This window comes from Cyanobacterium sp. IPPAS B-1200, from assembly GCF_001747005.2.
Classification (GTDB): Bacteria; Cyanobacteriota; Cyanobacteriia; order Cyanobacteriales; family Cyanobacteriaceae; genus Cyanobacterium.
Window position 1 is genome coordinate 842,007 of sequence record NZ_CP182899.1, and the last position, 25,139, is coordinate 867,145.

The following is a 25,139-nucleotide window of genomic DNA, read 5'->3' on the forward strand; positions in this document are numbered from 1 at the left end:
ACTATTTTTAAGTTTGTCTTATTAATAGTGGCTTTACTTGACAAGCATTTTGACTTTATCATCAAAACTTATTTAATACTTCTTTCAATTCATCTAAATGAAGAGGCTTAGTAAGATAATCATTCATTCCTGCTTGAAGACAAATATTTTTATCCCCTTCCATGGCATTAGCTGTCATGGCGATAATATGGGGCTGATGGGTGTTATTTTCCCTAATCCAACGAGTTGCCTCTAAACCATTCATTTCTGGCATTTGTATATCCATAAAGATAATATCATAATTTACTTTTTTAATTGCTTCAATTACCTCTAAACCATTAGCAACCATATCACATTGATAGCCTATTTTTTTTAAGCTCAACATGGCGACTTTTTGATTAACTTTATTATCTTCAGCCAACAAAATTTTGTATTTTTTTGATTGATTTAAACCTTGGTTATCTAAGTTGTTATTTATAACATCTTTTGGGTTACTAGACATCGGTAAAACAACGGTAAAGAAAAAAGTTGAGCCGACATTTTCTTGACTTTCAAACCACATTTCCCCGTCCATCATTTCTGCTAGTCTTTTACTGATAACTAATCCTAGCCCTGTACCACCATAATGGCGACTAATGGAATTATCTACCTGAGAAAAGGGTTTAAATAATTTATTTTGTCTATTTTTAGGAATACCAATACCTGTATCTTTTATGGTAAATTTGAGAATACATTTTGTTTCATTAACTGTGTGACTGGTAATGTTAATTGTTACAGTACCTTGTTTGGTAAATTTAATGGCATTGCTAATTAAATTTAATAGAATTTGTCGAAGTCTAGTAACGTCTCCTCTAAAATATTCGCTTTTTAAAGGTTCTTTTTTATATATTAATTTTATATTTTTAGCATGGGCTTGAAATTTCATTAAATCGATGATGCTGTTAACTGATTCTAGTAGATTAAATGGCTCATTTTCTAACTCTAATTTACCTGACTCTATTTTGGAAAAATCTAAAATATCATTGATGATAATTAATAAACTTTCTCCGCTATGACGAATAGTTTTAATAAAGTCTTCTTGTTGAGGATTTAAGGGAGTATCAGCCAACAAATTTGTCATGCCAATTACTCCATTCATGGGAGTGCGAATTTCGTGACTCATCATGGCTAAAAATTCACTTTTGGCACGGTTAGCCGAATCTGCTTCTTTTCTTGCCTGTGACAACTCATGATTTTTAAATGCTAGTTGATTTAGTCGTCTTTTCTCTTGTTTTAAAAGGTTAGATTGTGCGATCGCAATTCCTAACTGTGCCGCCACGGATTCAATCAAATCAAGCTCTTCAGCCGTCCATTCATGGAAAGAATCACAGTGATGAAGGATGATTACCCCATTAATTTTGCCCTGATAAAAAGTACCAATAGTTAAAATTGACTTGAGAAGAATACTGCGACAATAACCGATTATCGGTTGAAAAGAATCATCCTGATAAACATTACTAGAGGCGATCGCCCCTTCTTGGTATAAAATTTTATTAAGATGGACATTCCCTTGAATTGGCACAGGAAAAGACATGATAGAAGGATAATCCCCCGCAGAATATTCCGCCCGTAAAGGCATAGAAAAGAAAGGCTGAAACAAACAATCATGAATCAAACAACGATTCACCTCAAAAGCCATACCAATCTCCTGCGCTGCCGTCGCAAAAATATCATCAGGATTAAGAGTGCGCCTAATCTTATCCGTAATATTGCCCAACAACAAACTCTTATCCAACTCATCCTTCAATTGTTTTTCAGCCCTTTCCCTTTCCGTAATATCCGAAATAATCGCCACAAATACCCTATCATTACCCTCATCCACTAACTGTAAATGTACCTCTACAGGATACAAACTACCATCTTGACGACGATGAATCGTCTTAAACACCACAATATTTTGCTCACCCGTCAACAAAGGATTAACCACTTCCAAAAAACTATCCTTAGTATATTCAGGCTTAACATCTATCGGAGTCATACCTTGTAACTCCTCTAAACTATAACCAATATTATTTAAAGCCCCCTGATTCACATACTCAAACAAAAAAGTATCCGCACGAAAAACATAAATTTCATTCAAACTCACCTCCAAATAATGGGCTAACTTCCTTCTTTCCGCCTCCAAAGCCCTCTTTTGAGTTACATCCCGTAAGATAACCGTAGAAATAGTATCCTCCTGAGTAACCAAACGAGAAATAGAAGCCTCCAAAGGAAACTCCTCACCCCCTTTTCTCTTGCCCATGACAAAATCCTTATCATCATTATCACCACTCATACGACAACAAGAATTTACTTGCCCTGCCCCATCAAAATTTTCCACATGGTGACGATGAGAAGCCACAAACCTATCAGGCAATAAAATATCTAAAGGCTTACCCAAAACCTCCTCAAGAGTATAACCAAAAATCTGACTTGCCCCTTGATTAAACATAATAATTTTTTGCTCATGATTAATAGAGATAATGCCATCTTGGGCAACATTCAAAATACCCGCCAAAGTTGACTTCGTTTTTTCCAACTCCATTTGTATCTCATTAGATTTAATCAACTCTTCATGGTACTCTTGATTAAGATTCGTTAACTCCAAAGTACGCATAGCCACCTTTTTTTCCAATTCCACACTATTTTGTTTCACCTGATTTAACAAACTTGCCTGTTGAATGCCAATAGACAACTGAATCGCTAACTTATCTAAAAACTCAATTTCCTCTGACTTCCAAAGGCGAATATCCTCACAACTATGGGCAATCAACAACCCCCACAAACATTGGTTTACCTCCAAACCAATTACCAAATTACCCCGAATACCAAAACTCGCCAACAAATCCACATGACATTCAGTTAAATCACTGTCATAAATATCCTCAATGGCAACCGTAGGAAAAACATTTTTGGAATTTAACCACAACTCCTCAAAACAAGCATCACGAATTATTCTTCCCTTCAAAGAATATTTTGAATCAATAATCGACTCAATCAAAAAAGGATTTTCCCAATTTTCAGATACCCTGAGAATAACTACCCTTTCCACCGACAATAAATTTCTTACCTCATCCACCGCCCTTTGTAAAATTTCCTTCAAATCCAAAGATGAGCGAATTCGCAACGATATATCTAGTAATAACTTCTCTCTTTTCTCCGCTTCTTTCAAACTTTCCTGTTGTTGTCTAACAACCTGTTTTAATAACTCAGTATTCTTATTTTCTAATAATTCAACTTGTTTCTCTAATACAGTTATAACATCTTGTAATTCACGAGGATCAATTCCTTCTAATACACTACTCTGAGTGATAATCCCTTGAAGATAACCCTCATTATCCACCACTACTAAACGGCGAAAACCTTTTTTTTCCATCAACTTATGGGCATCCCAAAGAGAAGAATTTCCATTAATCACCTTCAGAGGTTTTGTCATAACCTGCTGCGCCTCCAACTCCTCCATATTCAAACGAAGGGCTTGATACCTAACAATGTCTTTTTCTGTAATAATCCCACAGGGTTTAACCTGATTATTTTCTCCTTCCTCAACTACCACCACGCAACTAATGGAATTATTTGCCATTAACTGTACTAAATCCGTCAATTTTTGCCATGGAAAAGCATAAATGATATTACGCCTCATTACTTCTTCTACATGACGATGCTTCAAAAGATCAAGGGGTTGTAAAGTTGCCCTAATGGTTTCTGGGGTGACAATACCCACTACCCTTGATTGTTTATCTACTAAAGGTAAATGTCTAATTTTATGAGTTTTTAAAATATCTACTAACTCTAAAACACTGCCAATTTTTTCCTCCTCAAAAGTAATTACATCCCTCGTCATTATTTGTGCAGCCACCATATTTTCTAGGGAAGAATTTTGAGCCGAAAGTTTAACAATATCTCTCTCTGTAATTAATCCTACTAAACGCTCATTATTGACAACTAAAGCACAACTAAAATGCCTATTTCCACGGGCATATTTAGAAGTAGTATCTTCCTTTAAATTATCTGGTTTTACTTGACTTAGTTGTTCAACAACATCTAATAAACTGGCATCTAGTTTTACCGTTACATAGTTGTTACTTAAGACTTTGTGCTTCATGAGTTGAGGACTTTTATCCGTGGACATTCGTTATTGATTGATAAGGAAAAATGAATGATTAAGAAGAAACTTTATGGGTTAATTTTTTTTGATAGTTAGTAACTATAATAGTTTTAGACTGACATTAGATTATAGTAAGTAAATAAATATTTAAATTAATTATTATGACTACAGGAATTTGGATTTTAGGAGATCAATTAAATAAAAATAATTCTGCTTTATTAAGTTGTTTAGATATTAAAAAAGATACTCCGATTATTTTAGTAGAATCCTTCAATTTAGGCTCTTTAAATACCTATCATTGCCAAAAATTAGTGTTAATTTGGTCTGCAATGCGTCATTTTGCCGAAGAGTTGAAAAAAAACGGTTGGCCAGTAACCTACGCCATTAGTGATAACTTTCAGCAATCTCTCATCGATTGGATAACAACCCATCAAATTACAGAATTAAGATTAATGAGTCCCAGTGACGATCGCACTGTACCTTTTAATAACACTATTGTTTCATCTAATAACCATGATAGATCTTTTTTTAGCTTCCTCAGCGAAGAAAATATAAATTGTCATATCAAACTTTTTCCCAATAGTAACTTTTTATGGCAAAAAGAAGAATTTAACCAGTGGGCAAAAGGAAGAAAAAAATTAATCTTAGAAGACTTTTATAGAGAAAGTCGCAAAAAATTTAATATTTTATTGACCGAAGAAAATAAACCCATCGGTGGAAAATGGAACTTAGATAAAGAAAATCGTCAACCACCAAAAAAGAATCTTCAAACTCCCCCTAGTTTATTTTTTGAACCAGATAAAATAACCTTAGATGTTATCGAAAAAGTTAGGAAAATTAAAGAGAAAACCTATGGTAAACTTGATAACTTTACTTGGGCAGTAACAAGAGAAGATGCTCTCAAAGTATTAGAACATTTTATAAATCATAGATTAAATTTGTTTGGAACATATCAAGATGCCATGGTTACAGGAGAAGAATTTATGTGGCATAGTTTAATTTCTCCCTATGTAAATATTGGCTTATTACAACCATTAGAAGTAATTAAAGCAGTAGAAAATGCCTATCATAAAGGAGATTATCCCCTTAATTCTGTAGAAGGATTTATCAGACAAATACTTGGATGGCGAGAATATATGTATGGACTATATCACCACGTAGATGATGATTATTTTACTAGCAATTGGTTTGATCATCAAAACCCTGTCCCCGATTTTTTTTGGGATAGCCAAAAAGCTGATATGAATTGTTTACATCAAGTGTTACAACAGACGGAAAACACTGGTTATGCCCACCATATTCAACGATTAATGATTTTGAGTAATTATGGTTTGGTGTCAGGAATTTCCCCCCAAGAGTTGAAAAGCTGGTTTCATACTGCCTTCATTGATGCCTATGATTGGGTAATGCAAACCAATGTTTTGGGTATGGGGCAATTTGCTGATGGGGGTATCTTAGCATCAAAGCCCTACGCTTCTTCGGCTAATTACATCAATAAAATGAGTGATTATTGCAAGGGATGTCGTTATAAACCCAAGGAAAAATTAACGGAAGATGCTTGTCCTTTTAATTATTTATATTGGGATTTTTTAGCTAGGCATGAAGAAAAATTACGCACCCAAGGCAGGATGAATTTAGTGTTAAAACATTTGGAAAAAATGTCAGCAAAAGACTTAGAAAAAATTAGATTTTTAGCAAAAAAAAGAATGGTAAATAATTGATAGTTAAGGTAGGCTGGGGTTAAGCAGATTAAGGTACAAGCCAGTCGAAATGAACAGAAGGATTTTCTAGTACATGACAATAAGCAATTAATTCACAAAGAAGATTAGTACAAAAATTAACTGGTGAATGATGACGAGAGTGTTCTATTAAATTAGATATAGGACAATATAGTAATTTAAATTTGTTGTTAGTTTTAGCTTACTATTTGTTCTTTTTCTTATCCTGAAATTAGGTTAAATAACTTTATTTAACCTGATTTACATAGTGAAGGGCGGTGGGATAAGCAAATTTAATTCCAGCCTCTGCAAATGCGAATTTAATAGCAAGATTGACCTCGTGTTGAGCTTGACGATATATCTTTAATTCATTATTGCTATGGACAAAATAAATAACTTCATAATCTAAGCTAAAATCTCCAAACTCAGAGAAATAAGCAATATCAAAAGTAATATTTTCTAAAGGAATTAGGGCTTGTTCAATGATGGTAGGAATTTTAGGTAAAAGACTATTATCAGTTTCATAAATTATGCCCAATTTTATTTTCGCCTGGCGACTTTGCATTCTTTTATAGTTTCTAAGACGAGAGTTAGTCAAGTCGGTATTTGCCAAAACTAACTCCTCCCCCGTTAGGGCTTTTATCCTTGTGGTTTTAATACCAATATGTTGTACATATCCTGTAAATTCATCTACTGAAACAAGGTCCGATATTTCAAAAGGACGATCAAATAAAATAGCGAAATAACTGAACAAATCTTGTAATATGCCTTGGGATGCAAGGGCGATCGCAACACCACCAATCCCAAGTCCTGCAACAATTGCACCAATATCAAATCCAAGATTACTAACTATAAATATTCCCGCTAAAGTCCAGATAACTACTCGAATAGCAGGAAAAAGAGCATCAATATTTTTCTCAACAATAGAATTAGAATAATGATATTTTTTGCTATAAAATTTAATAACAACTCTAGATAAATCAACTAAAAATCGTGACGTACAAAAAGTAATAGCAATACTTAAAAAAGTTCTAGCAAGTCCCAAGATTGTTTCATTTATTTGTATTTCCTTAAAAGTTAGATAACAAATAATAAAATAACCGATGGGTATGATATGTTTATTAACAATTTCAATAATCTGATCATCAAGATCAGTTTCCGTTTTGCGAGTAAATTTTCTAAGCTGTCTAAGTAATAAATTTTTACCAACTTTAAGAATAAAATAACTAATTCCTAAAATAACAATAACAATTGCAATATCAGTTAGTAAACTTCGTAAATTAGGAGAAATGTTAAATAACTCATTTAAAGTAAAATCCATGAAATAATTAATAAATTAAAAATAAGTGAAATAATTAATAGTTATACTGGTAATTTATAAGTATAGTGATTATTTTTAGTCAACTTTAACCCCGTAACTATGGGAAAAGATGATATAACCATTCTTTAACAATTTTTTTTGTAATTTTATAGGTAAAAATTGTTCACAAAAATATTAGTTGTTAAGTTCCCTCTTACCATTAGTATTGCAAATAATACGATAACATGGGAAAAGTAAAAAAAAGATTGATTAAATTTAATGTATGTTTTCTTGGTTATTTAAGGTAGTCAATATCACTCTGGTTTTGCTGATAAGTGTAACTTTTTTGGGAGGCTGTGCAAGAAATGACATGGCAGAGGCTAGAATGCCAGAATCTCAAATAACTCAGGCGATATTAAGTGATCCTAAAACATTTAACGCCGTTTTGTCTCAAGAGTCTCCTAATATTTTTGGTTTAACCTACGATGGATTGGTGGAAGAAAATCCCATGACAGGGGAAATTCAACCTGCATTGGCGGAGTCTTGGACATTTTCGGATGATCAATTAAATATTACTTTTACTCTCAAAGAGAATTTAAAATGGTCTGATGGAGAGCCTTTAACCGTAGATGATGTGGTATTCAGCTATAATCAACTATACCTTAATGAGGAAATTCCTAGTAATGCAAGGGATAGTTTGAGAGTGGGAGAAAGTCGTGCTTTGCCCACGGTGACAAAGGTAAATGATAGACAAGTTAGATTTACCATTAATGAACCTTTTGCACCTTTTTTAGAAAGTACAGGTTTAGCTATTTTACCTAAACATATTTTAGAAGAAAAAGTAATAGAAAAAGACAGAGATGGAAACCCTTTATTTCTTTCTTTTTGGGGTGTGGATACTCCGCCTGATCAATTAATAGTAAATGGTCGTTATAAATTAAAAAGTTATTCTACTTCTCAGCGAGTTATTTTTACTAAAAATCCCTATTATTGGCAAACAGATGAGCAGGGCAATTCCCTCCCTTATATTGAAGATGTGGTGTGGGAAATTGTGGAATCAACGGACACTTCTTTGTTACAATTTCGCTCTGGCAGTTTAGATTCCATTGGGGTTTCTCCTGAATATTTTTCCCTGCTTAAACGGGAGGAAGAAAGGGGGGATTTTACCATCTACAATGGTGGGGCTGCCTATGGTACTACTTTTATGGCTTTTAATCTCAATCAAGGTATGAGGGATGGTAATCCGTTGGTAACGTCTTATAAATCCAAGTGGTTTAATAATGTGGAGTTTAGAAGGGCGATCGCCCATAGCATTGATCGTGATAGAATGATCAATAATATATACAGAGGATTAGGAGAAAAACAAAACTCCCCTATTTCCGTACAATCACCATTTTATGACCCTACCGTCGAAGGCTACGAATACAACACCGAATTAGCCAAAGAAATTTTAACAAAAGAAGGATTTAAATACGATGATAACGGCAACCTTTTCGATGCCGAAAACCACCCCGTCAGATTTACCCTTCTTACCAACGCAGGAAACCGCATCAGAGAATCCCTAGGCTCTCAAATCAAACAAGACTTAGAAAAAATTGGTATCACCGTTGACTTTACCCCCATCGCCTTTAACGTATTAGTCGATAAACTCAGTAACTCCCTCGATTGGGAAGCCCATATTATTGGCTTTACTGGGGGAAACGAACCAAATGGGGGCATCAACCTTTGGAATCCCGACGGAAACTTACACTTGTTTAACCAAAAACCCCAAGCAGGGAGAGAAGACATTGAAGGACGAGTAGTTGCCGACTGGGAAGAAGAAATCGGCAATTTATATGTGCAAGGGGCGAGGGAATTAGATTTTGACCGTAGAAAAGAAATTTATGACCAAACCCAACAACTAGCCATGGAATATTTACCCCTCATCTATTTAGTGAATCCCTATTCCCTATCCGCCGTCAGAAATCGTATTCAAGGAGTAGAATATTCTCCCCTTGGTGGTGCTTTTTGGAACATTGAAGAATTAACCATTGCTGATGAGTAGAAATAGATATACCAGTTATTTTTCTTTTACTAATTGACCTTTGATTGATGTATCGCCAAGCTGTACAGATTAAAAAATAAGCTATTTCTTATATTTTTATTCAATCATTATATGAAGTTCAATTTATTAAAAATTAGTAGTTATCAGTGTAATAAATAGTGCTTCATCATATGAAGAAATGCAACAAATTAAGAATAAATATCACAAAAACATGAAAAAAAAAACATCATCCAAGATAATCAGAATTAGTTAATTTATCAAAAATGAAGAGTACAATGAGCCACTCTCTTTGATAAAAAATATAGGAGCTTTGCCTTATGAATATCATGAAAGTCTTTTCCCAGTCACACCCCAAAAATACAGAGCATCAACAAGCATCTGTGGTGAAAGCGACCAATGGAAAAGAAAACAAAAATAACTCCCAAGAACATTCCCGCTCTACATTTTTATCCCGTATTGCTGATAACCTGAAAGACAACATTCTTGATTTACGCTAAAACTTGGGGAAAAAATTAAAAGGGTGAACCAAAGCTCACCCCCAATACCCCAAAATTAAGGAACAATCATTGAACCAATACCATCGTCAGTAAAAATTTCCAACAATAAAGCATGGGGAATTCTACCATCAATGATATGAGCAGCTTTCACCCCTTGAGCAAGAGAGCGCACACAACAATTCACCTTGGGAATCATTCCCCCAGATACCACCCCTTCATCAATTAAATCTCTGGCATCCTGAATTGATAACTTATAAAGTAAAGTAGAAGGGTCATGATAATCCCTCAAAACTCCAGGAGTATCCGTTAACAAAATTAATTTTTCAGCCCCCAAAGCCGCTGCAATTTCCCCCGCTACAGTATCAGCATTAATATTATGGGCTTGTCCATCAATATCCGCCGCCACACTAGAAATAACAGGCACATAGCCACTTTTTACCAAGGAATCAACTAACGAACTATCAACATTGGTAACTTCCCCCACAAAACCTACTTTTTCACGATTGACAGAACGTGCTTGAATTAAATTACCATCTTTTCCACATATACCAACTGCCTTGCCTCCAGCATTATTGATGAGGGTAACTAACTCCTTGTTTACCCTACCCACCAACACCATTTCCACTACATCCATGGTTTGTGCATCGGTAACTCTCAAACCATCCTTAAATTGAGGTTCGATGCCCAATTTTGTTAACCAAATATTAATTTCCGGGCCTCCTCCATGGACTACCACAGGATTTAAACCCACTGAAGCAAGGAAAACAATATCTCTGATAACTCCTTCTTTTAGAGAACCATCTTTCATGGCAGCACCACCATATTTCACAACAATAGTACGTCCTGCAAATTTTTGGATGTAGGGTAGTGCTTCGCTTAAAACTCTAACTCTGGTTGCTTCTGACTCTTTGTAATATTCGCTTTCCCTGTTCTCTACCATTTTGATGTTTGATTATATTTTGACATGATGAGTATTTACTTTAATAACAAGATACTATCAAAATTGTTCATACAAAACAATTGAGTCGGGTTTCCCCAGAAGGTTGTCTTAAGAATGGACAATTAACTATTTATTTTCTTTCTGATTCAAAGTAAGTAGGCATAATTAAATCGATTTAGGCAAGGGATTTAAACCCCTTGTTCATAAGAGTCTTAATAAAATAAGAGCTATAATTAATTTCGCCAACCTACTTAAGTTTTTATGACCCTAAAAAATACCTAAAATTTTTCACCTTTAAATAAGGTTGTTTTGTTAATATATTTAAATATGATAACAAGCATTTATAGTTATAAACAAAATGAGAGTTGTTAATGATTATGATTTAGATAATGATGTAAAAATGCCTTTTTTGAGAGAACTTTTATCTCCAAAACGGGTTAAAGAACATCTTTCTAAACATTTACCTAATATAATTTCCAATTATCAGTTAGCAGAAATAAAAGTTATTCGTTATAAACCTGAAAAACGTTGCTTAATTGAGTTCACCTTTGATGGCAAAAATTCTTTAGCTTTAATAGGAAAAATACGAGCAAAGGGTACTGATTTTAAAAGTTATAACGTGCAGAAACAGCTATGGAAAAATGGTTTTAATGATGATTGTTTAGATAAAATTTCTGTACCTGAGCCAATAGCAATTATCCCGGAGTGGCAAATGTGGTTACAGAGAAAGGTATCGGGAGAAGTTTTAAGAGATTTATTTACCCCGAATATTGATTTAAATATAGTAAAAAAAATTGCCCATGTTGCCCATAAGCTACATTGTGCAAATATTCCCACTTTTCGTTCCCATGTTATTGCAGATGAATTGGCGATTCTTCATCAAAAATTACCTTTAATTTTAAGAGATTTTCCTGAGTGGGAATGTCGAGTTGCATATATTTTAAATACCTGTGATAAACTCGGTCAACATATTCAAGAGGATGATAGTTTGTGTGGTATCCACCGAGATTTTTATTTTGATCAAATTATTGTCAATAAAGATCATTTTTATTTATTAGATTTAGATTTATATTGTCTAGGTAATCCTGCTCTTGATATAGGTAATTTTATGGGACATATTACAGAATATAGCTTGAGAAAATATGGTGATTTTAGCGTTTTAAAAGGTCAAGAAAAAACTGTAGAAAATGAGTTTATTAAATTGGTAGGAGAGAACAAAAGACAAGCTGTTACAATTTATACCATTTTGACGCTCATAAGACATATATATCTTAGTACCCAGTTTGTTGATCGTCATTGTACTACTCCTTTTTTGTTGGATTATTGTGAGACTCAATTAACTATGTTTGAGAAAAAATATTCAATTTGCTCATAAATATATAGTTTTCATAAAGTATCCGTAATAACAACTAATTTGTGGGGAACAAAGTTAAATACTTTTAGCGTCTTAAACAAATGTTAACCATATTTCGTTACATCATTATCTATGAATAGTAATATTAGTGTCACATCTTTGAGTGATCGGGCAATTTGTAACAAAGAGAAATCCATGGGTAAGAGATGGCGGATAGTGCTTTATTCTCACGATACGATGGGCTTGGGGCATAAGAGGCGTAATATGCTGATTGCTCAAAACTTAGGTATCTCTCTAAAAAATGTTGATATATTACTAATTACGGGTACGAATAAAAGTAATGAGGTTGAAACGGTTGAGGGAATTGATTGTGTGACTCTCCCTGCTTTATATAAGAATAGTGAGGGGGGTTACGAGGCTAGGCGTTGGCAGATGTCTATTGGTGAAATTGTTAAGATGCGATCGCACATTATTTTAGCGACTATTCAAAGTTTTAAACCAGATATATTAATAGTTGACAACGTGCCGAAGGGTGCCATGGGAGAATTAAAACCAACGTTAAAATATCTCAAAAAAGAAACCAAAACTTTCCGCATTCTTGGCTTAAGAGATATATTAGATGATCCAAAAACTGTTGAGGAAGAATGGAAAAAAGCGAAGAATGAAAAAATAATTCGTAACTATTATAATGAGGTTTGGATTTACGGAGATCCTAATATTTATGATGCAGTCAAAGAGTATAAATTTTCAGCAGATATTCTTGATAAGTTTCGTTATACAGGGTATTTAGACCAACGCACAAGATTAGAGTTTACATCAAATAAATCAACTTTTAATCTCAATAATAAATCCTTGGCTTTGTGCATGGTGGGAGGAGGACAAGACGGGGCTAATTTAGCGCTTACTTTTGCTGAAACAACTTTACCAAAAGATGTTCAAGGAATAATTATCACAGGCCCATTTATGCCCTCAGAGGTTCAAAAAAAATTATTTGATTTTGCAAAAACTAGGTCTAATTTATGGGTGTGGAAATATGTGAAAGAGCCTACTTTACTCTTGAAAGAGGCAAAATGGGTAATTTCTATGGGTGGTTACAATAGTACCAGCGAGATTTTATCTTTTGAAAAAAGAGCATTAATCATACCTAGAGTAAATCCCCGGCAAGAACAATTAATTCGCATTCAAAGATTAGAAGAATTAGGATTAGTGGATATGTTACACCCTGATAAGTTAACTCCAGAATCATTAACTCAATGGTTACAAACAGAAAAAATATTTCCCCAAGTGCATAAAAATATTGACTTTCAAGGATTAAAAAAAATTCCTCAATACTTAGGTTATATTTGTGATCAAATAGAGAATAATAATTTTTCTGATAAGAAAATATTGGTCAATATTTAATTATTTTTATAATATTTATTTTTATAATATTTATTCATAAAAAATATATTTATAATAACTTTTTATTACTTTTTTATTTAGTTACTATTACAAAAAAATGAATCAATGTACATCTATAAAAAATCCTCTGAAAGTGGGATATGTCCTCAAGCGTTATCCTCGCTATTCTGAAACTTTTGTGGTTTCAGAAATTCTTGCCCATGAGGCGGCGGGATTAGAAATACAAATTTTTGCCCTTCATCCTCCCCTAGATGGACATTTTCAAGATATTATTGCTAAGGTGCGATCGCCCGTTACTTATTTATTTTCCCATGATCTCAGGGGAAGTACCTTATGGGATGTATTTGACAAAGCAAGTTATGTTATTCCCAATTTTTGGCAGAAACTAGAATTTGCCCAAGGAGAAGACGTACACAGACTACATAAAGCCATTCAACTAGCCTGTATTGCCCGAGAACAAAACTTCACCCACTTACACGCCCACTTTGCCACCTCCGCCACCGTTGTCGCTAGACTAGCCAGTCATTTTGCCGAAATTCCCTACACCTTTACCACCCATGCCAAAGATATTTTTCATGAAAGCGTAGTGCCAACGGAATATGCAAGTAAATTAACCGATGCGGCGGCGGCCGTCACCATCAGTAAGTATAATCTCGATTATCTTCAGCAAACTTATGGTGCGATCGCCCAAAAAGTGCAACTTATTTATAACGGCTTGGACTTACAAAGATATGAGTTTGCATCCCCCCAACATCGTCCTGCGAAAATTGTAGCAGTGGGGCGACTGGTGGAAAAAAAGGGCTTTGCAGTGTTAATTGATGCCTGTCAAATTTTGAGAGAGCGTGGTATTACCTTCACCTGTGAAATCGCAGGGGCAGGAGAGGAAGAACTTAATTTGCGTCAACAGATTGAAAAATTAGGATTACAAGAGCAGGTAAAGTTACTGGGTATTCGCCCCCAAGGGGAAGTAACCAAATTGATGCAGTCGGCATCGTTGATGGCTGCCCCCTGTGTAGTGGGAGGAGACAGTAACAAAGATGGTTTGCCCACGGTTTTATTAGAAGCCATGGCATTGGGTACTCCTTGCATTTCTACCAATTTAACGGGGATTCCAGAGGTGTTAAGGCACCAAGAAACAGGATTAATGGTGGCACAAAACGATCCTGTGGCTTTGGCAGAGGCGATCGCCCAACTGCTAGAAAATGCCGATTTGCGAGTAAAACTGGCAACCCAAGCCAGACAACTCATGGAACAAAAATTTGATATTCATCGTAACGCAGCTAAATTGCGAACAGTATTTAATAACGCTACATCGAAGAAAGAAATAAAAGTTTAGGAGGAAAAAAATGCGAATTGCCTATATATGCACAGATCCGGGGATTCCCGTATTTGGTTATAAAGGATGTTCCATCCATGTCCAAGAAGTTATCCGTAGCCTTATGCAACAGGGCCATGAAGTGGAATTGTTTGCTGTGCGTTGGGGGGGAGAAGCTCCTACGGATTTGGCATCTGTACCACAACATAAACTGCCCAAAGCCCCCAAGGGGGATGATCTTGCTTGGCGAGAGCAAGTATTGTTAGCCCACAACCGAGATTTGTTAAAAACTTTGGAAAAGGCTGGTAAATTTGATCTTGTTTATGAACGTTATGCCCTATGGAGTTTTGCCGCCATGGAATATGCTCAGGCTCAAGGCATCCCGGGGATACTGGAAGTAAATGCACCATTGATTGAGGAACAAGCAACCCACAGGGGTTTAATTGATCGGCACAAAGCAGAAGTGGTGACTCAGTTGGTATTCAAGAAAGCAACGGTATTAATCGCTGTGTCTCAAGGGGTAGCGGATTATCTTCTGAGTTATCCCCAGACTCAGGACAAAGTCCATATTGTGCCTAATGGTGTCAACCCTGATCGTTTTCCTCTCCATCAGCCGCCCACTTTACCTAGTGAAAAATTTACCGTTGGCTTTGTGGGTAGTATGAAACCTTGGCATGGTTTACCCATACTGGTGGATGCTTTTACTCAATTACACCATGGTTATCCTGATTCTCGCTTGTTAATTGTCGGAGATGGCCCGGTGCGATCGCCCTTAGAAGCGCATTTTATGGATCATGCCATGGAAGATGTGGTAAAGTTTACAGGCAAAATCCCCCCATCTCAAATACCTGGATACCTTGCCTCCATGGATGTGGCGGTAGCCCCCTATCCTGCAGAACAAAATTTTTATTTTTCCCCCCTCAAAGTATATGAATATATGGCGGCGGGGTTGCCCGTGGTAGCCAGTGCCATTGGGCAAATTGAATCAGTAATCGAAGATGACTTTAATGGTCTATTGTATGAGCCTGGAAATGGTCAGCAGTTAACCCATTGCTTAGATTTATTACGGCAACAGCCTGAATTGCGCCATCAATTGGGCAAAAATGCGAGGGCGACTATAGTGCGATCGCACACATGGGAACAAGCTGTTCACAAAATTGTGAGCCTTGCAACCACCTATGATCATTGGGAGGTAATAGCCTAATGCCTCGTCCACAAAAATTAAAAGAAACCATACCCAGTCTATGGCGAATATTCCGTCGCTTTTATCCCTATATCCGCAAACAACAAAAACTGGTGATTATGTCCATGACGGCACTATTTTTTGAAATCGGGTTGCGATTATTAGAACCCTTGCCCCTTAAATTCGTTTTTGATGAAATTTTTGCAGAGCAAACCAGCGGAACATTAAATAATTTTCCCTACGTTGAAACCCTTGATACTCGTATCTTACTGATGGCATCGGCGATCGCCCTATTTCTCATTACAGCTTTAAGAGGTTTAGCCGCCTATTGGAATACGGTGGGGTTTGCCTTGGTGGGTAATCGTGTATTAACGGAAGTTCGTAGTGTCCTTTATTGTCATCTACAAACCCTGTCCCTATCCTTTCATAACAGTTCCCGTGGTGGAGATTTAACTTTACGGGTAATCAGTGATGTGGGTTTACTCCAAGAAATAACCGTTACCGCCCTACTACCTTTGTTGGCAAACTGTTTTATTGTAATCGGCATGGTGGGCATAATGTTCTGGCTTAATATTCAATTAGCCCTGCTTACCTTAGCAATGATTCCCCTATTTTGGTTTGTAACTATTCGTCTGAGTAGTCGAATTCGCAAAGTTTCTAAACAACAACGTCGCCGAGAAGGGGCAATGGCATCTACAACCGCTGAATCCATGAATGCTATCAAAATTGTTCAAGCCCTATCATTGGAAGATCAATTTGCTTCCGTCTTTACAGGGCAGAATAAAAAAAATCTTAAGGATGGAGTAAAAGCCAAACGCCTAGCAGCAAATTTGGAACGCACAGTAGATGTCTTAATTGGTCTTGGTACGTCTTTGGTATTATGGCGTGGAGCGGAATTGGTCTTGAATAACGCCTTGACTCCGGGGGATTTATTAATTTTTCTCTCTTATCTTAAAAATGCCTTTAAACCTGTGCGCGATTTCGCTAAATATACAGGACGACTGGCAAAAGCATCAGCGGCGGGCGATCGCATCATAGATTTACTTGATCAAACTCCTGAAGTATATGATCTTCCTGATGCCATGGTAGCTCATCCTTTTGAGGGAATAGTGCAATTTAAGGATGTGGGTTTTGAGTACGATTCTGGACACCCTGCGTTACAAAATATTGATTTTGCCGTACAGCCTGGGCAAAAAGTGGCGATCGTTGGACATTCTGGCAGTGGTAAATCTACCCTTGCTAACTTGATGTTAAGACTTTATGACCCCAGCCAAGGAAGTATTATCATTGACGGTCAAGATATTCGCAGTTATACCCTCCAATCCCTTCGGGCGCAAATTAGTGTTGTTTTACAAGATAGCGTTTTGTTTGCGGCCAGTGTTTGGGATAACATCGCCTATGGTTGCCCTAACAGTACAGAAGTAGAGGCGATCGCAGCGGCAAAATTAGCCAACGCCCATGATTTTATTCTTAACTTACCCCAAGGCTATGACACTGTATTAGGTGAGCGAGGAGTAACCCTTTCTGGGGGACAAAGACAACGCATTGCGATCGCCCGAGCAGCCATTCGTCAAGCACCGATTTTGATATTAGATGAACCCACCACAGGATTGGATAAAGGAAATGAACAAGAAGTCTTAGACGCCCTGCAGAAACTAGCTCAAGGATGCACAACCTTCTTGATTGTCCACGATTTAGAATTGGCTGTCCGTGCAGATTTGGTTCTGTACATGGAAAAAGGACAGTTATTAGAAAGGGGAACCCATGACCAGTTAATGAAACTCAATGGTCGCTATGCAACCCTCTACGGTTTACAAGCAAAGGAAAGTCACCAACTTCAGGGAGGTACTTATTGATGCTATTACCTGCTGATGATTATTTAATTCGCCGTGATGTGGATCTAGTGGGATTAGGTTTACTGTTAGATACCGATGCCTTGGCAACCACCCTGGTGGCTCAATTTCCCCATTTGGATTTGAGTCAAGTAAAAAAAACTTACATTCGTTATAAACCTGCTACCAGTTGTATTGTCAGTTATGAATTGACCATTGCTCAAAAAACTGTATTGGGCTATGCCAAAGCGGTTACTAGCCAAGATAAGCTGGAAAAATATGCTCAACGCCCCGGAGTCATCCAAGATTGTGGCATCGGGCGCACTGTATTCAAACCAGAAAGCGTTATTTTTTCTCTTTTGCCTAATGATAGTTCCCTGAAACGACTACCGAAATTATTCGATGTGCGATCTCGTGAGCAAACATTACAACAACTTTTACTCGACCATGATGATTTATCCTCACTCACCTTAAAAACCCTGCGATATAAGCCTGAACGTCGCTACGTTGCCCAACTTTCAACACAAACAAAACCCCAAGCTATCGTCAAAGCCTACACCCATAAGGAGTATCCCCAAGCCAAAATCAACGCCCATGCTTTTAAGTCCATGGCACCATTACAAATCTTGCCAAAACTAGGACACTCTAATGGCGATCGCCTTTTAGCCTTTCCTTGGATTATGGGGTTAACTTTAGCTGATTTGATTACCATTGCCCCTGATAATACCGAAAAATTTATCTTAACGGGAACGGCGCTAGGGTTACTACACCAACAAGATCCCAAGAATCTAAAACCCTTATCTCGTGGTGATGAAGCCAAAAATTTACTGCTCCTTGCTTCTGATTTAACATGGCTTTGTCCTCAGTGGAAACATCGTATTCAAAATATAGCTGTGGAACTTTCTACCGCTCTATTAAATACACCTATGATCCATCGTCCCATTCACGGTGACTTTAATGGGGAACAGGTTTTATTTAGTAATAGTAATGACATCACTTTTATGGACTTCGATTGTGCTGTGCGTGGTGATCCAGCCATGGATTTAGGTTCATTCATTGCTAAGTTAATCCGAGATGAGTTACGGGGAGTCTTATCCGCCAAACAATGGGAAAAACTGGCCATGGCTCTGGTTGCTGGATACCGCACCACTGCCCCTGAACCAATTTCAGACGAACATATTCAACTTTATATCGCCGTGGGATTATTTCGATTAGTGGCTGAACCATTTCGTCATTGTGAATTTAACTGGTTAGAAAAGATTGACACCATACTTTGTCGCATTGAGCAATTTATAACTACTTTTAAGCCATCATGATTATTAGAAAAATAAGTTTAGGGATCTGTACAATAGCAACTTTGTATTGTGATCCAGCGATCGCCCATAGCCAAACCACCCCATGGGTAGAGTATTCCCAAAACCAAATTAGTCCATCGGTGGCTCAACTATCTGATATTCATCCTGATGATTGGGCTTTTCAGGCATTACAATCCTTAGCCAATGAATATGAATGTATCATAGGATACCCCGATGGCAGTTATAAGGGCGATCGCCCTCTAAGTCGTTATGAATTTGCAGCGGCTTTATCTGCCTGTACAGTTCGGCTCAATGAACATTTCATAAGGGATAATATTAACTCCGATGACTGGGCTACATTGCAACGACTTCAAAAGGACTTTGCCACCGAATTAGCAACTATCAACCAACAGGTAGATGATTTAGAAGCCCGAACAGCTACTCTCACAGCCCAGCAGTTTTCCCCCACCACAAAATTTGAAGGAGAAGTAATTTTTGCTCTGGCGGGAGTAGGTGGTAATAGTAGAGTAGATGACCGTGATAAATCCATTGATAACAACATTATTTTTGGGGAACGAGTTCGACTGGAATTGAACACTAGCTTTAACGGCTCAGATCGCCTAAGGATACGTTTACAATCTCGTGATATTCCTGAGTTTGAAGATGCCACGGGAACTCAAATGGCAAACCTCGGATTTGATGGTACCACGGAAGGAAATATCGAACTTGATCGCCTAGACTACGAAACTCACATTGGTGAACGAGCCTCCGTTGTCCTCAGTCTTGTGGGAGGAGGTTTAGGGGATTATGCCTCTACGGTTAATCCCTTATTTAGTGGTAGCGGAGATGGAGCCATTTCTCTATTTGCCCGTGAGAATCCCATTCGCCGACAAGGTAGCGTTCCGGGTATCGGACTGACCTATGAACTCACCGACGACATTCTACTAGAACTGGGATATATCGCCAGAGGGGCAACAGATCCCGAGGTGGGCATTACCCAAAGTCCATACGCTGCCATCGCTCAAGCAACCATTGAGCCTACGGATTTTGCTCAACTGAGTTTGACCTACGTGCGATCGTTTAATGGTATGGATACAGGCACTAGCAGCGCTTTGGCAAGTGATCCCTTTGATGATGATTCTGATGCCATAATTGCCAATTCCTTTGGTGCAGAAGCCTCGGTAAATGTTAGCCCTAACTTTACCATCGGCGGACGAGTGGGATATATTCAGGCGATCGCCAAAGATTTGAAAGACGATCCCCAAGCTGATCTATTCACTTGGGCTGTGCTACTGGGCTGGAAGGATTTAGCAGGAGAAGGCAATTTATTGGGAGTCGTTGCTGGTCAACCCTTACGGGTAACGCAAAATCAATATGGCGATCGTGAATCTGATGCCACATTACACTTAGAAACTTTTTATCGTTGGCAGATTAACGACAACATTGCCATTACCCCCGGATTTCTTTTATTACTTCATCCAGAAAATAATGCGAGTAATGATCCTATATACGTGGGAACTATTCGCACGACCTTAAGTTTTTAAAATCCCTCAATATTCACCGCAAAAATATCAATTAATAGACTTTTCTTCTTCCTTTAACGGAGGTTTTTGATTAACAAAAGGTTGATTTGGATTAATTAAATCAATATGAATAATATCTTCTCGGCGAATTTGTTGAGTAATAGAAGTAATTTTGCCCAGTTTTTCAAACTGCTGGGGTAGCCTTGAAGTATAGGGTCCTAGGTGAACTTTTCCTAAATCCGTCGTTAGAATTATGTTATTAGGATTTTGCCAATCTATCTCCGTTATAGGTATGGGGGAAACTGCTAACAAACGATATAACTCCTCCCAATAAGATAAATATAACCCTTGATTACCAAATATTTTGAGAGAAGGAATTTTTTCGGGATATTGCTCCAAATTTTCATACATATCCTTTTCCATAAAGACACCATCAGCACTGATAAATCCTAGGTGACTGATGGCAACTTGCCCATTTTCATTGTCTTCTGGCCCGTAAGCCATTGCAACGGGAGGATTTTCTTCTACGGTGATAGTTAGACTGGGGGGAGCTATCTTTTTAGTAATAGTTATATTTTTGAGGGGTGTTTTTTCCCCTAATTCGTCAGCCAGATACTGCCCTGAGAGGGTTAAGATGGGCTGGGGATATTGAACAGGAATTAAGCTACGAATTTCTTTGTCTGATAATAATTCATTACCTTCAATATTAATTTGTTCGCCACTTCTAAGTACCCAACTAGGATGGGTAATAACCCAAAAAACCCCCGTGGTAACACCTACAGCCACAAAAAAGCGACAGACCGCAATACGATTACGCCTTGCTCTCTCCTTTCGTAATTTGTCACGGTGTTGAACAACTTGGGACGGAGGTACGGGGTTTCGGGTAGTTACCATATACTTAAGCAGACTCTGGAGTTGGTAAGGATGATGGATGTAATAATAACTCAGCTGTACTCCGTTTTTCAACCATTTCTTTGGTAATTAAACATTTACTTAAGTCTTTGCGCGAGGGTACCTCATACATTACATCTAACATAATTTCTTCTACTATACCTCGCAAGGCTCTCGCCCCTGTTTTTCGGCGGTGGGCTTCTTGGGAAATGGCTTTGATGGCTTCGGGTTCAAATTCGAGAATAACATCATCCATGCCCAAAAGTTTTTGATATTGTTTAACAAGGGCGTTACGGGGTTGGGTGAGAATAGCCATAAGGGCTTCTTCGTTGAGGGAGTCTAGCACGGCTACTACGGGTAAACGTCCTGCAAATTCGGGAATTAAGCCAAATTTTACTAAGTCGTCAGTTTGCATTTGTCGCGCAGCGTTGGCAACTTTTTCTTCTTTGGTTTGATTTTCGTTGGGGATTTCAAAACCAAGGATTTTTTGTTGATGGTTTTGTTCTATGATTTTGTCTAAACCGCTAAATGCTCCACCGCAGATAAAAAGGATGTTACTGGTATCGATGGTGATACAGTCTTGGTAGGGGTGTTTTCTACCGCCTTGGGGGGGAACATTGGCGACGGTGCCTTCTAACATTTTGAGGAGGGCTTGTTGTACTCCTTCCCCTGATACGTCCCTTGTGATGGAGGGATTTTCACTTTTACGGGCTATTTTATCAATCTCGTCGATGTAAATAATACCTCTTTGGGCTTGATCAATATCTAAGTCTGCTACTTGCAGAAGTCTGAGCAAAATATTTTCTACGTCTTCCCCGACATAACCTGCTTCAGTAAGGGTGGTGGCATCGGCGATCGCAAAGGGTACATCCAAGACTTTCGCTAGGGTTTGAGCTAATAAAGTTTTACCAGATCCTGTGGGACCGACTAATAAAATATTTGACTTTTGTAACTCAATACTATCTTCTTCGGGAGTATTTTGATTGTTATTTTCCTTAACGCTCAACCGTTTATAATGGTTATATACGGCCACGGAAAGAATTTTTTTTGCTTCATCCTGCCCGATTACGTACTCATCTAGCTCGGCTTTTATTTCTTTGGGCTTGGGAAGGTCTTCGAGAGAAAGGGGAGTTAGGGCATTAGACTGTTTACCTGCGGGAACTGGTTTTCCTTTTAGGGCTGGTTTGCCTGGCGGTGGCGGTGCCGACATCAACTCTTCATCCAAGATTTCATTACATAGTTCTACGCATTCATCACAAATATAGACCCCTGGCCCTGCAATTAGTTTGCGTACTTGCTCTTGGGATTTCCCACAAAAAGAACATTTCAAATGGGAGTCGTATTTAGACATAAAACTGCTTTTTTTTACTATTTTAACAATGGACTTCTGAGAAAAATATTTAGGAATGGAAGACTATCAAGTGTTATGTGGGAAGACGGAAAAGGCAACATCCTCCATAGAGGATGGGTTACCGTGGTTTTTTTAGAAAGCTTCGGATAAATCAATATCTTTACGATTTAGAGGTAATTCCACTCCTTCCCGTCGGATAATATCATCAATGATGCCGTATTCTTTGGCTTCGGTGGAAGACATATAAAAGTCTCTTTCGGTGTCTTCGCTAATACGGTCAAAGGGTTGTCCTGTGTGATGGGTAATAATTTCGTTTAATCTTTTTTTGATGTACAAAATCTCTTTGGCCTGAATTTCGATGTCACTGGCTTGGCCTTGAGCGCCCCCTAGGGGTTGGTGAATCATAATGCGGGAGTTGGGTAAACCTAGTCTTTTTCCTTTTGCGCCTCCTGCCAGTAGGAAAGCTCCCATACTAGCGGCGATACCGTAGCAGATGGTGGATACATCTGGCTCTATTTGTTGCATGGTGTCGTAGATGGCAAAACCTGAATAAACGGAGCCTCCGGGGGAGTTGATGTAGATGTAAATATCTTTGGTGGGATCTTCTGCTTCGAGGTAGAGGAGTTGGGCGACGACAGAATCGGCTACTTTGTCATCAATGGCTGTGCCAAGGAAAATAATTCTCTCCCTCAGAAGACGGGAATAAACGTCAAATACTTTTTCCCCCATGCCAGAGGATTCTACCACCATCGGCACGGTGGCGTTGTTGACGATATTTTCGGTTCTGGTAGCGTTGATATGGTGAGGGTGACTACTGTTAATGTTGAGTTTGGGAGATTGCGATTCTAGCATAGCTTGATGACAGTTCCTGTGAAAGCTCTTTTATACGACTTACACCTTAATATTATACTACTTTATGGCTTATTTCGACCTTATGGGGGGTAGAAGTTGGGGTAGGGAAAACCTACCCTTGGGGGTTAAATAATTTGGTCAACGATCGCACTTAAACCGACAGAATTAGAGGCTTTGAATAGGATGCGATCGCCCTTGGTCATTATTTGTTTTACTCGGTTGAGTAGAGCATCATGGTTATCAAAAATTTCGGTGGGAATCCCCTTTGCCCCAGAGGCAATGGTTTCGGTGGCGGGCTCATCGGCTAAAATTAACACCATATCCAACCCCAATTGCTCGGCTTTTTCTCCCACCTGATGATGGAGGGCTGGGGAATATTCCCCTAATTCTTTCATGGTACCAAGAACAGCAATTTTACGCTCTCCTGGGGTATCTTGTAATAGTTCGAGCGAGGCGAGCATGGACTCAAAACCAGCGTTGTAGGTTTCATCGAGAATGACAATGTCGTTATCAAGGTGGTAACGTTTGGCTCTTCCCTTGGGCATTTCTACCTCAATTCCTGCTTTGAGGGGTTCTAAATCCAACTCAAGGACGTGGGCAAGGGCGATCGCCCCTAGATAGTTAAGGGCATTGTGGCGACCCTGCAAAGGGAGAGGGTAGATTTCGCCGTTCACCTCAATTTTGTCATCATCGATAATTTGACCCTGAAAATCTCCATTTTCCAAGCCATAGGAGACGGTTTTTCCCTGCCATACCATCCCCGCTGTTTCCATCAACAGTTCGTTATCCGCATTTAAAATGGCAACCCCATCCGGGTTCATATTTGCCAAAAGTTCACACTTTGCTCTGGCGATGGCTTCCCGAGAGCCTAATCTGCCGATATGGGCAGTACCCACGTTAGTAATTAAGCCGATGGTGGGGTTAACAATATCCGTGAGCAAAGCGATTTCCCCTTCTCCTCTCATGGCCATTTCAATTACGGCGAAATCATCCTCTTTTGTTATTTCTAAAAGGGTCTTAGGAACACCAATTTCATTATTATAATTAGCTCTTGTTTTTAATACTTTTCCCTGAGTATTTAATACCGCACTTATCAATTCTTTTGTGGTAGTTTTACCCACCGAACCTGTTACACCAATAATAGGAATATTTAATTGTTCTCGCCACCAATGGGCTATTTTTTGATAGGCTTCTAAACTGTCTTTAACTCTAAAAATTGGGACGTTTAATTCTTCTTCACCTAAGTGATTTTCCTCTATGATAAGGGCGATCGCTCCTTGAGCCACTGCTTGAGTCAGAAAATCATGACCATCAAAAGTTTCCCCTCGCAAAGCCACAAAAATTTCTCCCGTGCCTAAACTTCTAGTATCAGTGCTTATGCCCCTACATTGTTGTGTTAAGATCGAGCCATTATCCCCTTCACAAACTGAATCAGTAATTTCACCGATAGTAGCAATATTTAAAGAAAAATTCATAAAAAAAATCTAGTAAAATTCAGTATTTTAACTGATACATAGGATAACCTTTTGGGGTAAAAA

General features: G+C 38.0%; 17 protein-coding genes and 1 pseudogene. 10 read left to right on the forward strand and 8 right to left on the reverse strand.

The genetic code is table 11. The features are described from left to right. Positions 1-61: 61 nt before the first annotated feature. A complete protein-coding gene (locus A5482_RS03830; protein ID WP_069791161.1) occupies positions 62-4,129 on the reverse strand; it encodes a CBS domain-containing protein in 4,068 nt (1,355 codons plus the stop codon). Positions 4,130-4,266: 137 nt separating this feature from the next. Here A5482_RS03830 and A5482_RS03835 point away from each other — a divergent pair, with 137 nt between their 5' ends. Next, a complete protein-coding gene (locus A5482_RS03835; RefSeq protein WP_069791162.1) occupies positions 4,267-5,826 on the forward strand; it encodes a cryptochrome/photolyase family protein in 1,560 nt (519 codons plus the stop codon). Positions 5,827-5,854: 28 nt separating this feature from the next. Here the strand turns inward: A5482_RS03835 and A5482_RS03840 are convergent. Both A5482_RS03840 and A5482_RS03845 read right to left on the reverse strand, forming a co-directional pair. Further along, positions 5,855-5,974, reverse strand: a pseudogene (locus A5482_RS03840) (IS982 family transposase); the annotation flags it as partial. Positions 5,975-6,070: 96 nt separating this feature from the next. Next, on the reverse strand, positions 6,071-7,144 hold the full coding sequence (locus tag A5482_RS03845) for a mechanosensitive ion channel family protein (RefSeq protein ID WP_069791163.1): 1,074 nt from the start codon (positions 7,142-7,144) through the stop codon (positions 6,071-6,073). 262 nt (positions 7,145-7,406) lie between these two features. Here A5482_RS03845 and A5482_RS03850 point away from each other — a divergent pair, with 262 nt between their 5' ends. Both A5482_RS03850 and A5482_RS03855 read left to right on the forward strand, forming a co-directional pair. After that, positions 7,407-9,167 (forward strand): ABC transporter substrate-binding protein, encoded by a 1,761-nt coding sequence (locus tag A5482_RS03850; RefSeq protein ID WP_069791164.1) that lies wholly within the window; start codon positions 7,407-7,409, stop codon positions 9,165-9,167. A gap of 317 nt (positions 9,168-9,484) precedes the next feature. After that, positions 9,485-9,664 (forward strand): hypothetical protein, encoded by a 180-nt coding sequence (locus A5482_RS03855; RefSeq protein ID WP_141712686.1) that lies wholly within the window; start codon positions 9,485-9,487, stop codon positions 9,662-9,664. Positions 9,665-9,719: 55 nt separating this feature from the next. On the opposite strand, the gene argB is transcribed toward A5482_RS03855, so the two are convergent. Further along, on the reverse strand, positions 9,720-10,604 hold the full coding sequence (gene argB / locus A5482_RS03860; RefSeq protein ID WP_069791165.1) for an acetylglutamate kinase: 885 nt from the start codon (positions 10,602-10,604) through the stop codon (positions 9,720-9,722). A gap of 358 nt (positions 10,605-10,962) precedes the next feature. Here argB and A5482_RS03865 point away from each other — a divergent pair, with 358 nt between their 5' ends. From A5482_RS03865 to A5482_RS03895, 7 genes are all read left to right on the forward strand, one after another. Next, positions 10,963-11,979 (forward strand): phosphotransferase, encoded by a 1,017-nt coding sequence (locus tag A5482_RS03865; RefSeq protein WP_069791166.1) that lies wholly within the window; start codon positions 10,963-10,965, stop codon positions 11,977-11,979. A 111-nt stretch (positions 11,980-12,090) separates the two neighbouring features. Further along, positions 12,091-13,359 (forward strand): glycosyltransferase family protein, encoded by a 1,269-nt coding sequence (locus A5482_RS03870; protein ID WP_069791167.1) that lies wholly within the window; start codon positions 12,091-12,093, stop codon positions 13,357-13,359. A 97-nt stretch (positions 13,360-13,456) separates the two neighbouring features. Further along, a complete protein-coding gene (locus A5482_RS03875; RefSeq protein ID WP_069791168.1) occupies positions 13,457-14,695 on the forward strand; it encodes a glycosyltransferase in 1,239 nt (412 codons plus the stop codon). A 10-nt stretch (positions 14,696-14,705) separates the two neighbouring features. Next, positions 14,706-15,878, forward strand: a complete 1,173-nt coding sequence (locus tag A5482_RS03880) for a glycosyltransferase family 4 protein (RefSeq protein ID WP_069791169.1) — start codon at positions 14,706-14,708, stop codon at positions 15,876-15,878. After that, positions 15,878-17,713: an ABC transporter ATP-binding protein gene (locus tag A5482_RS03885; protein ID WP_069791170.1), complete on the forward strand. Its 1,836-nt coding sequence runs from the start codon at positions 15,878-15,880 to the stop codon at positions 17,711-17,713. The genes A5482_RS03880 and A5482_RS03885 overlap by 1 nt, the downstream gene beginning before the upstream one ends. Beyond that, positions 17,713-19,005: a phosphotransferase family protein gene (locus A5482_RS03890; protein WP_069791171.1), complete on the forward strand. Its 1,293-nt coding sequence runs from the start codon at positions 17,713-17,715 to the stop codon at positions 19,003-19,005. The genes A5482_RS03885 and A5482_RS03890 overlap by 1 nt, the downstream gene beginning before the upstream one ends. Positions 19,006-19,046: 41 nt before the next feature. Continuing rightward, positions 19,047-20,528 (forward strand): iron uptake porin, encoded by a 1,482-nt coding sequence (locus A5482_RS03895; protein ID WP_161486833.1) that lies wholly within the window; start codon positions 19,047-19,049, stop codon positions 20,526-20,528. A gap of 27 nt (positions 20,529-20,555) precedes the next feature. Here the strand turns inward: A5482_RS03895 and A5482_RS03900 are convergent, their stop codons facing one another. The 4 genes from A5482_RS03900 to A5482_RS03915 form a co-directional block, all read right to left on the reverse strand. Beyond that, positions 20,556-21,401, reverse strand: coding sequence for a cell division protein FtsQ/DivIB (locus A5482_RS03900; RefSeq protein ID WP_069791173.1), 846 nt, complete (start codon positions 21,399-21,401; stop codon positions 20,556-20,558). A 4-nt stretch (positions 21,402-21,405) separates the two neighbouring features. Then, complete coding sequence (gene clpX / locus A5482_RS03905) at positions 21,406-22,749, reverse strand: ATP-dependent protease ATP-binding subunit ClpX (RefSeq protein ID WP_069791174.1); 1,344 nt, start codon at positions 22,747-22,749, stop codon at positions 21,406-21,408. A 132-nt stretch (positions 22,750-22,881) separates the two neighbouring features. Further along, on the reverse strand, positions 22,882-23,601 hold the full coding sequence (gene clpP / locus A5482_RS03910; protein ID WP_069791175.1) for an ATP-dependent Clp endopeptidase proteolytic subunit ClpP: 720 nt from the start codon (positions 23,599-23,601) through the stop codon (positions 22,882-22,884). Positions 23,602-23,726: 125 nt separating this feature from the next. Further along, positions 23,727-25,076, reverse strand: a complete 1,350-nt coding sequence (locus A5482_RS03915; protein WP_069791176.1) for a UDP-N-acetylmuramoyl-tripeptide--D-alanyl-D-alanine ligase — start codon at positions 25,074-25,076, stop codon at positions 23,727-23,729. Positions 25,077-25,139 lie beyond the last annotated feature (63 nt).

Coding starts and splice junctions, on each gene's coding strand:
- A5482_RS03830 (WP_069791161.1), bottom strand. CDS start 4,129: ATGTCCACGGATAAAAGTCCTCAACTCATGAAGCACAAAGTCTTAAGT.
- A5482_RS03835 (WP_069791162.1), top strand. CDS start 4,267: ATGACTACAGGAATTTGGATTTTAGGAGATCAATTAAATAAAAATAAT.
- A5482_RS03845 (WP_069791163.1), bottom strand. CDS start 7,144: ATGGATTTTACTTTAAATGAGTTATTTAACATTTCTCCTAATTTACGA.
- A5482_RS03850 (WP_069791164.1), top strand. CDS start 7,407: ATGTTTTCTTGGTTATTTAAGGTAGTCAATATCACTCTGGTTTTGCTG.
- A5482_RS03855 (WP_141712686.1), top strand. CDS start 9,485: ATGAATATCATGAAAGTCTTTTCCCAGTCACACCCCAAAAATACAGAG.
- argB (WP_069791165.1), bottom strand. CDS start 10,604: ATGGTAGAGAACAGGGAAAGCGAATATTACAAAGAGTCAGAAGCAACC.
- A5482_RS03865 (WP_069791166.1), top strand. CDS start 10,963: ATGAGAGTTGTTAATGATTATGATTTAGATAATGATGTAAAAATGCCT.
- A5482_RS03870 (WP_069791167.1), top strand. CDS start 12,091: ATGAATAGTAATATTAGTGTCACATCTTTGAGTGATCGGGCAATTTGT.
- A5482_RS03875 (WP_069791168.1), top strand. CDS start 13,457: ATGAATCAATGTACATCTATAAAAAATCCTCTGAAAGTGGGATATGTC.
- A5482_RS03880 (WP_069791169.1), top strand. CDS start 14,706: ATGCGAATTGCCTATATATGCACAGATCCGGGGATTCCCGTATTTGGT.
- A5482_RS03885 (WP_069791170.1), top strand. CDS start 15,878: ATGCCTCGTCCACAAAAATTAAAAGAAACCATACCCAGTCTATGGCGA.
- A5482_RS03890 (WP_069791171.1), top strand. CDS start 17,713: ATGCTATTACCTGCTGATGATTATTTAATTCGCCGTGATGTGGATCTA.
- A5482_RS03900 (WP_069791173.1), bottom strand. CDS start 21,401: ATGGTAACTACCCGAAACCCCGTACCTCCGTCCCAAGTTGTTCAACAC.
- clpX (WP_069791174.1), bottom strand. CDS start 22,749: ATGTCTAAATACGACTCCCATTTGAAATGTTCTTTTTGTGGGAAATCC.
- clpP (WP_069791175.1), bottom strand. CDS start 23,601: ATGCTAGAATCGCAATCTCCCAAACTCAACATTAACAGTAGTCACCCT.
- A5482_RS03915 (WP_069791176.1), bottom strand. CDS start 25,076: ATGAATTTTTCTTTAAATATTGCTACTATCGGTGAAATTACTGATTCA.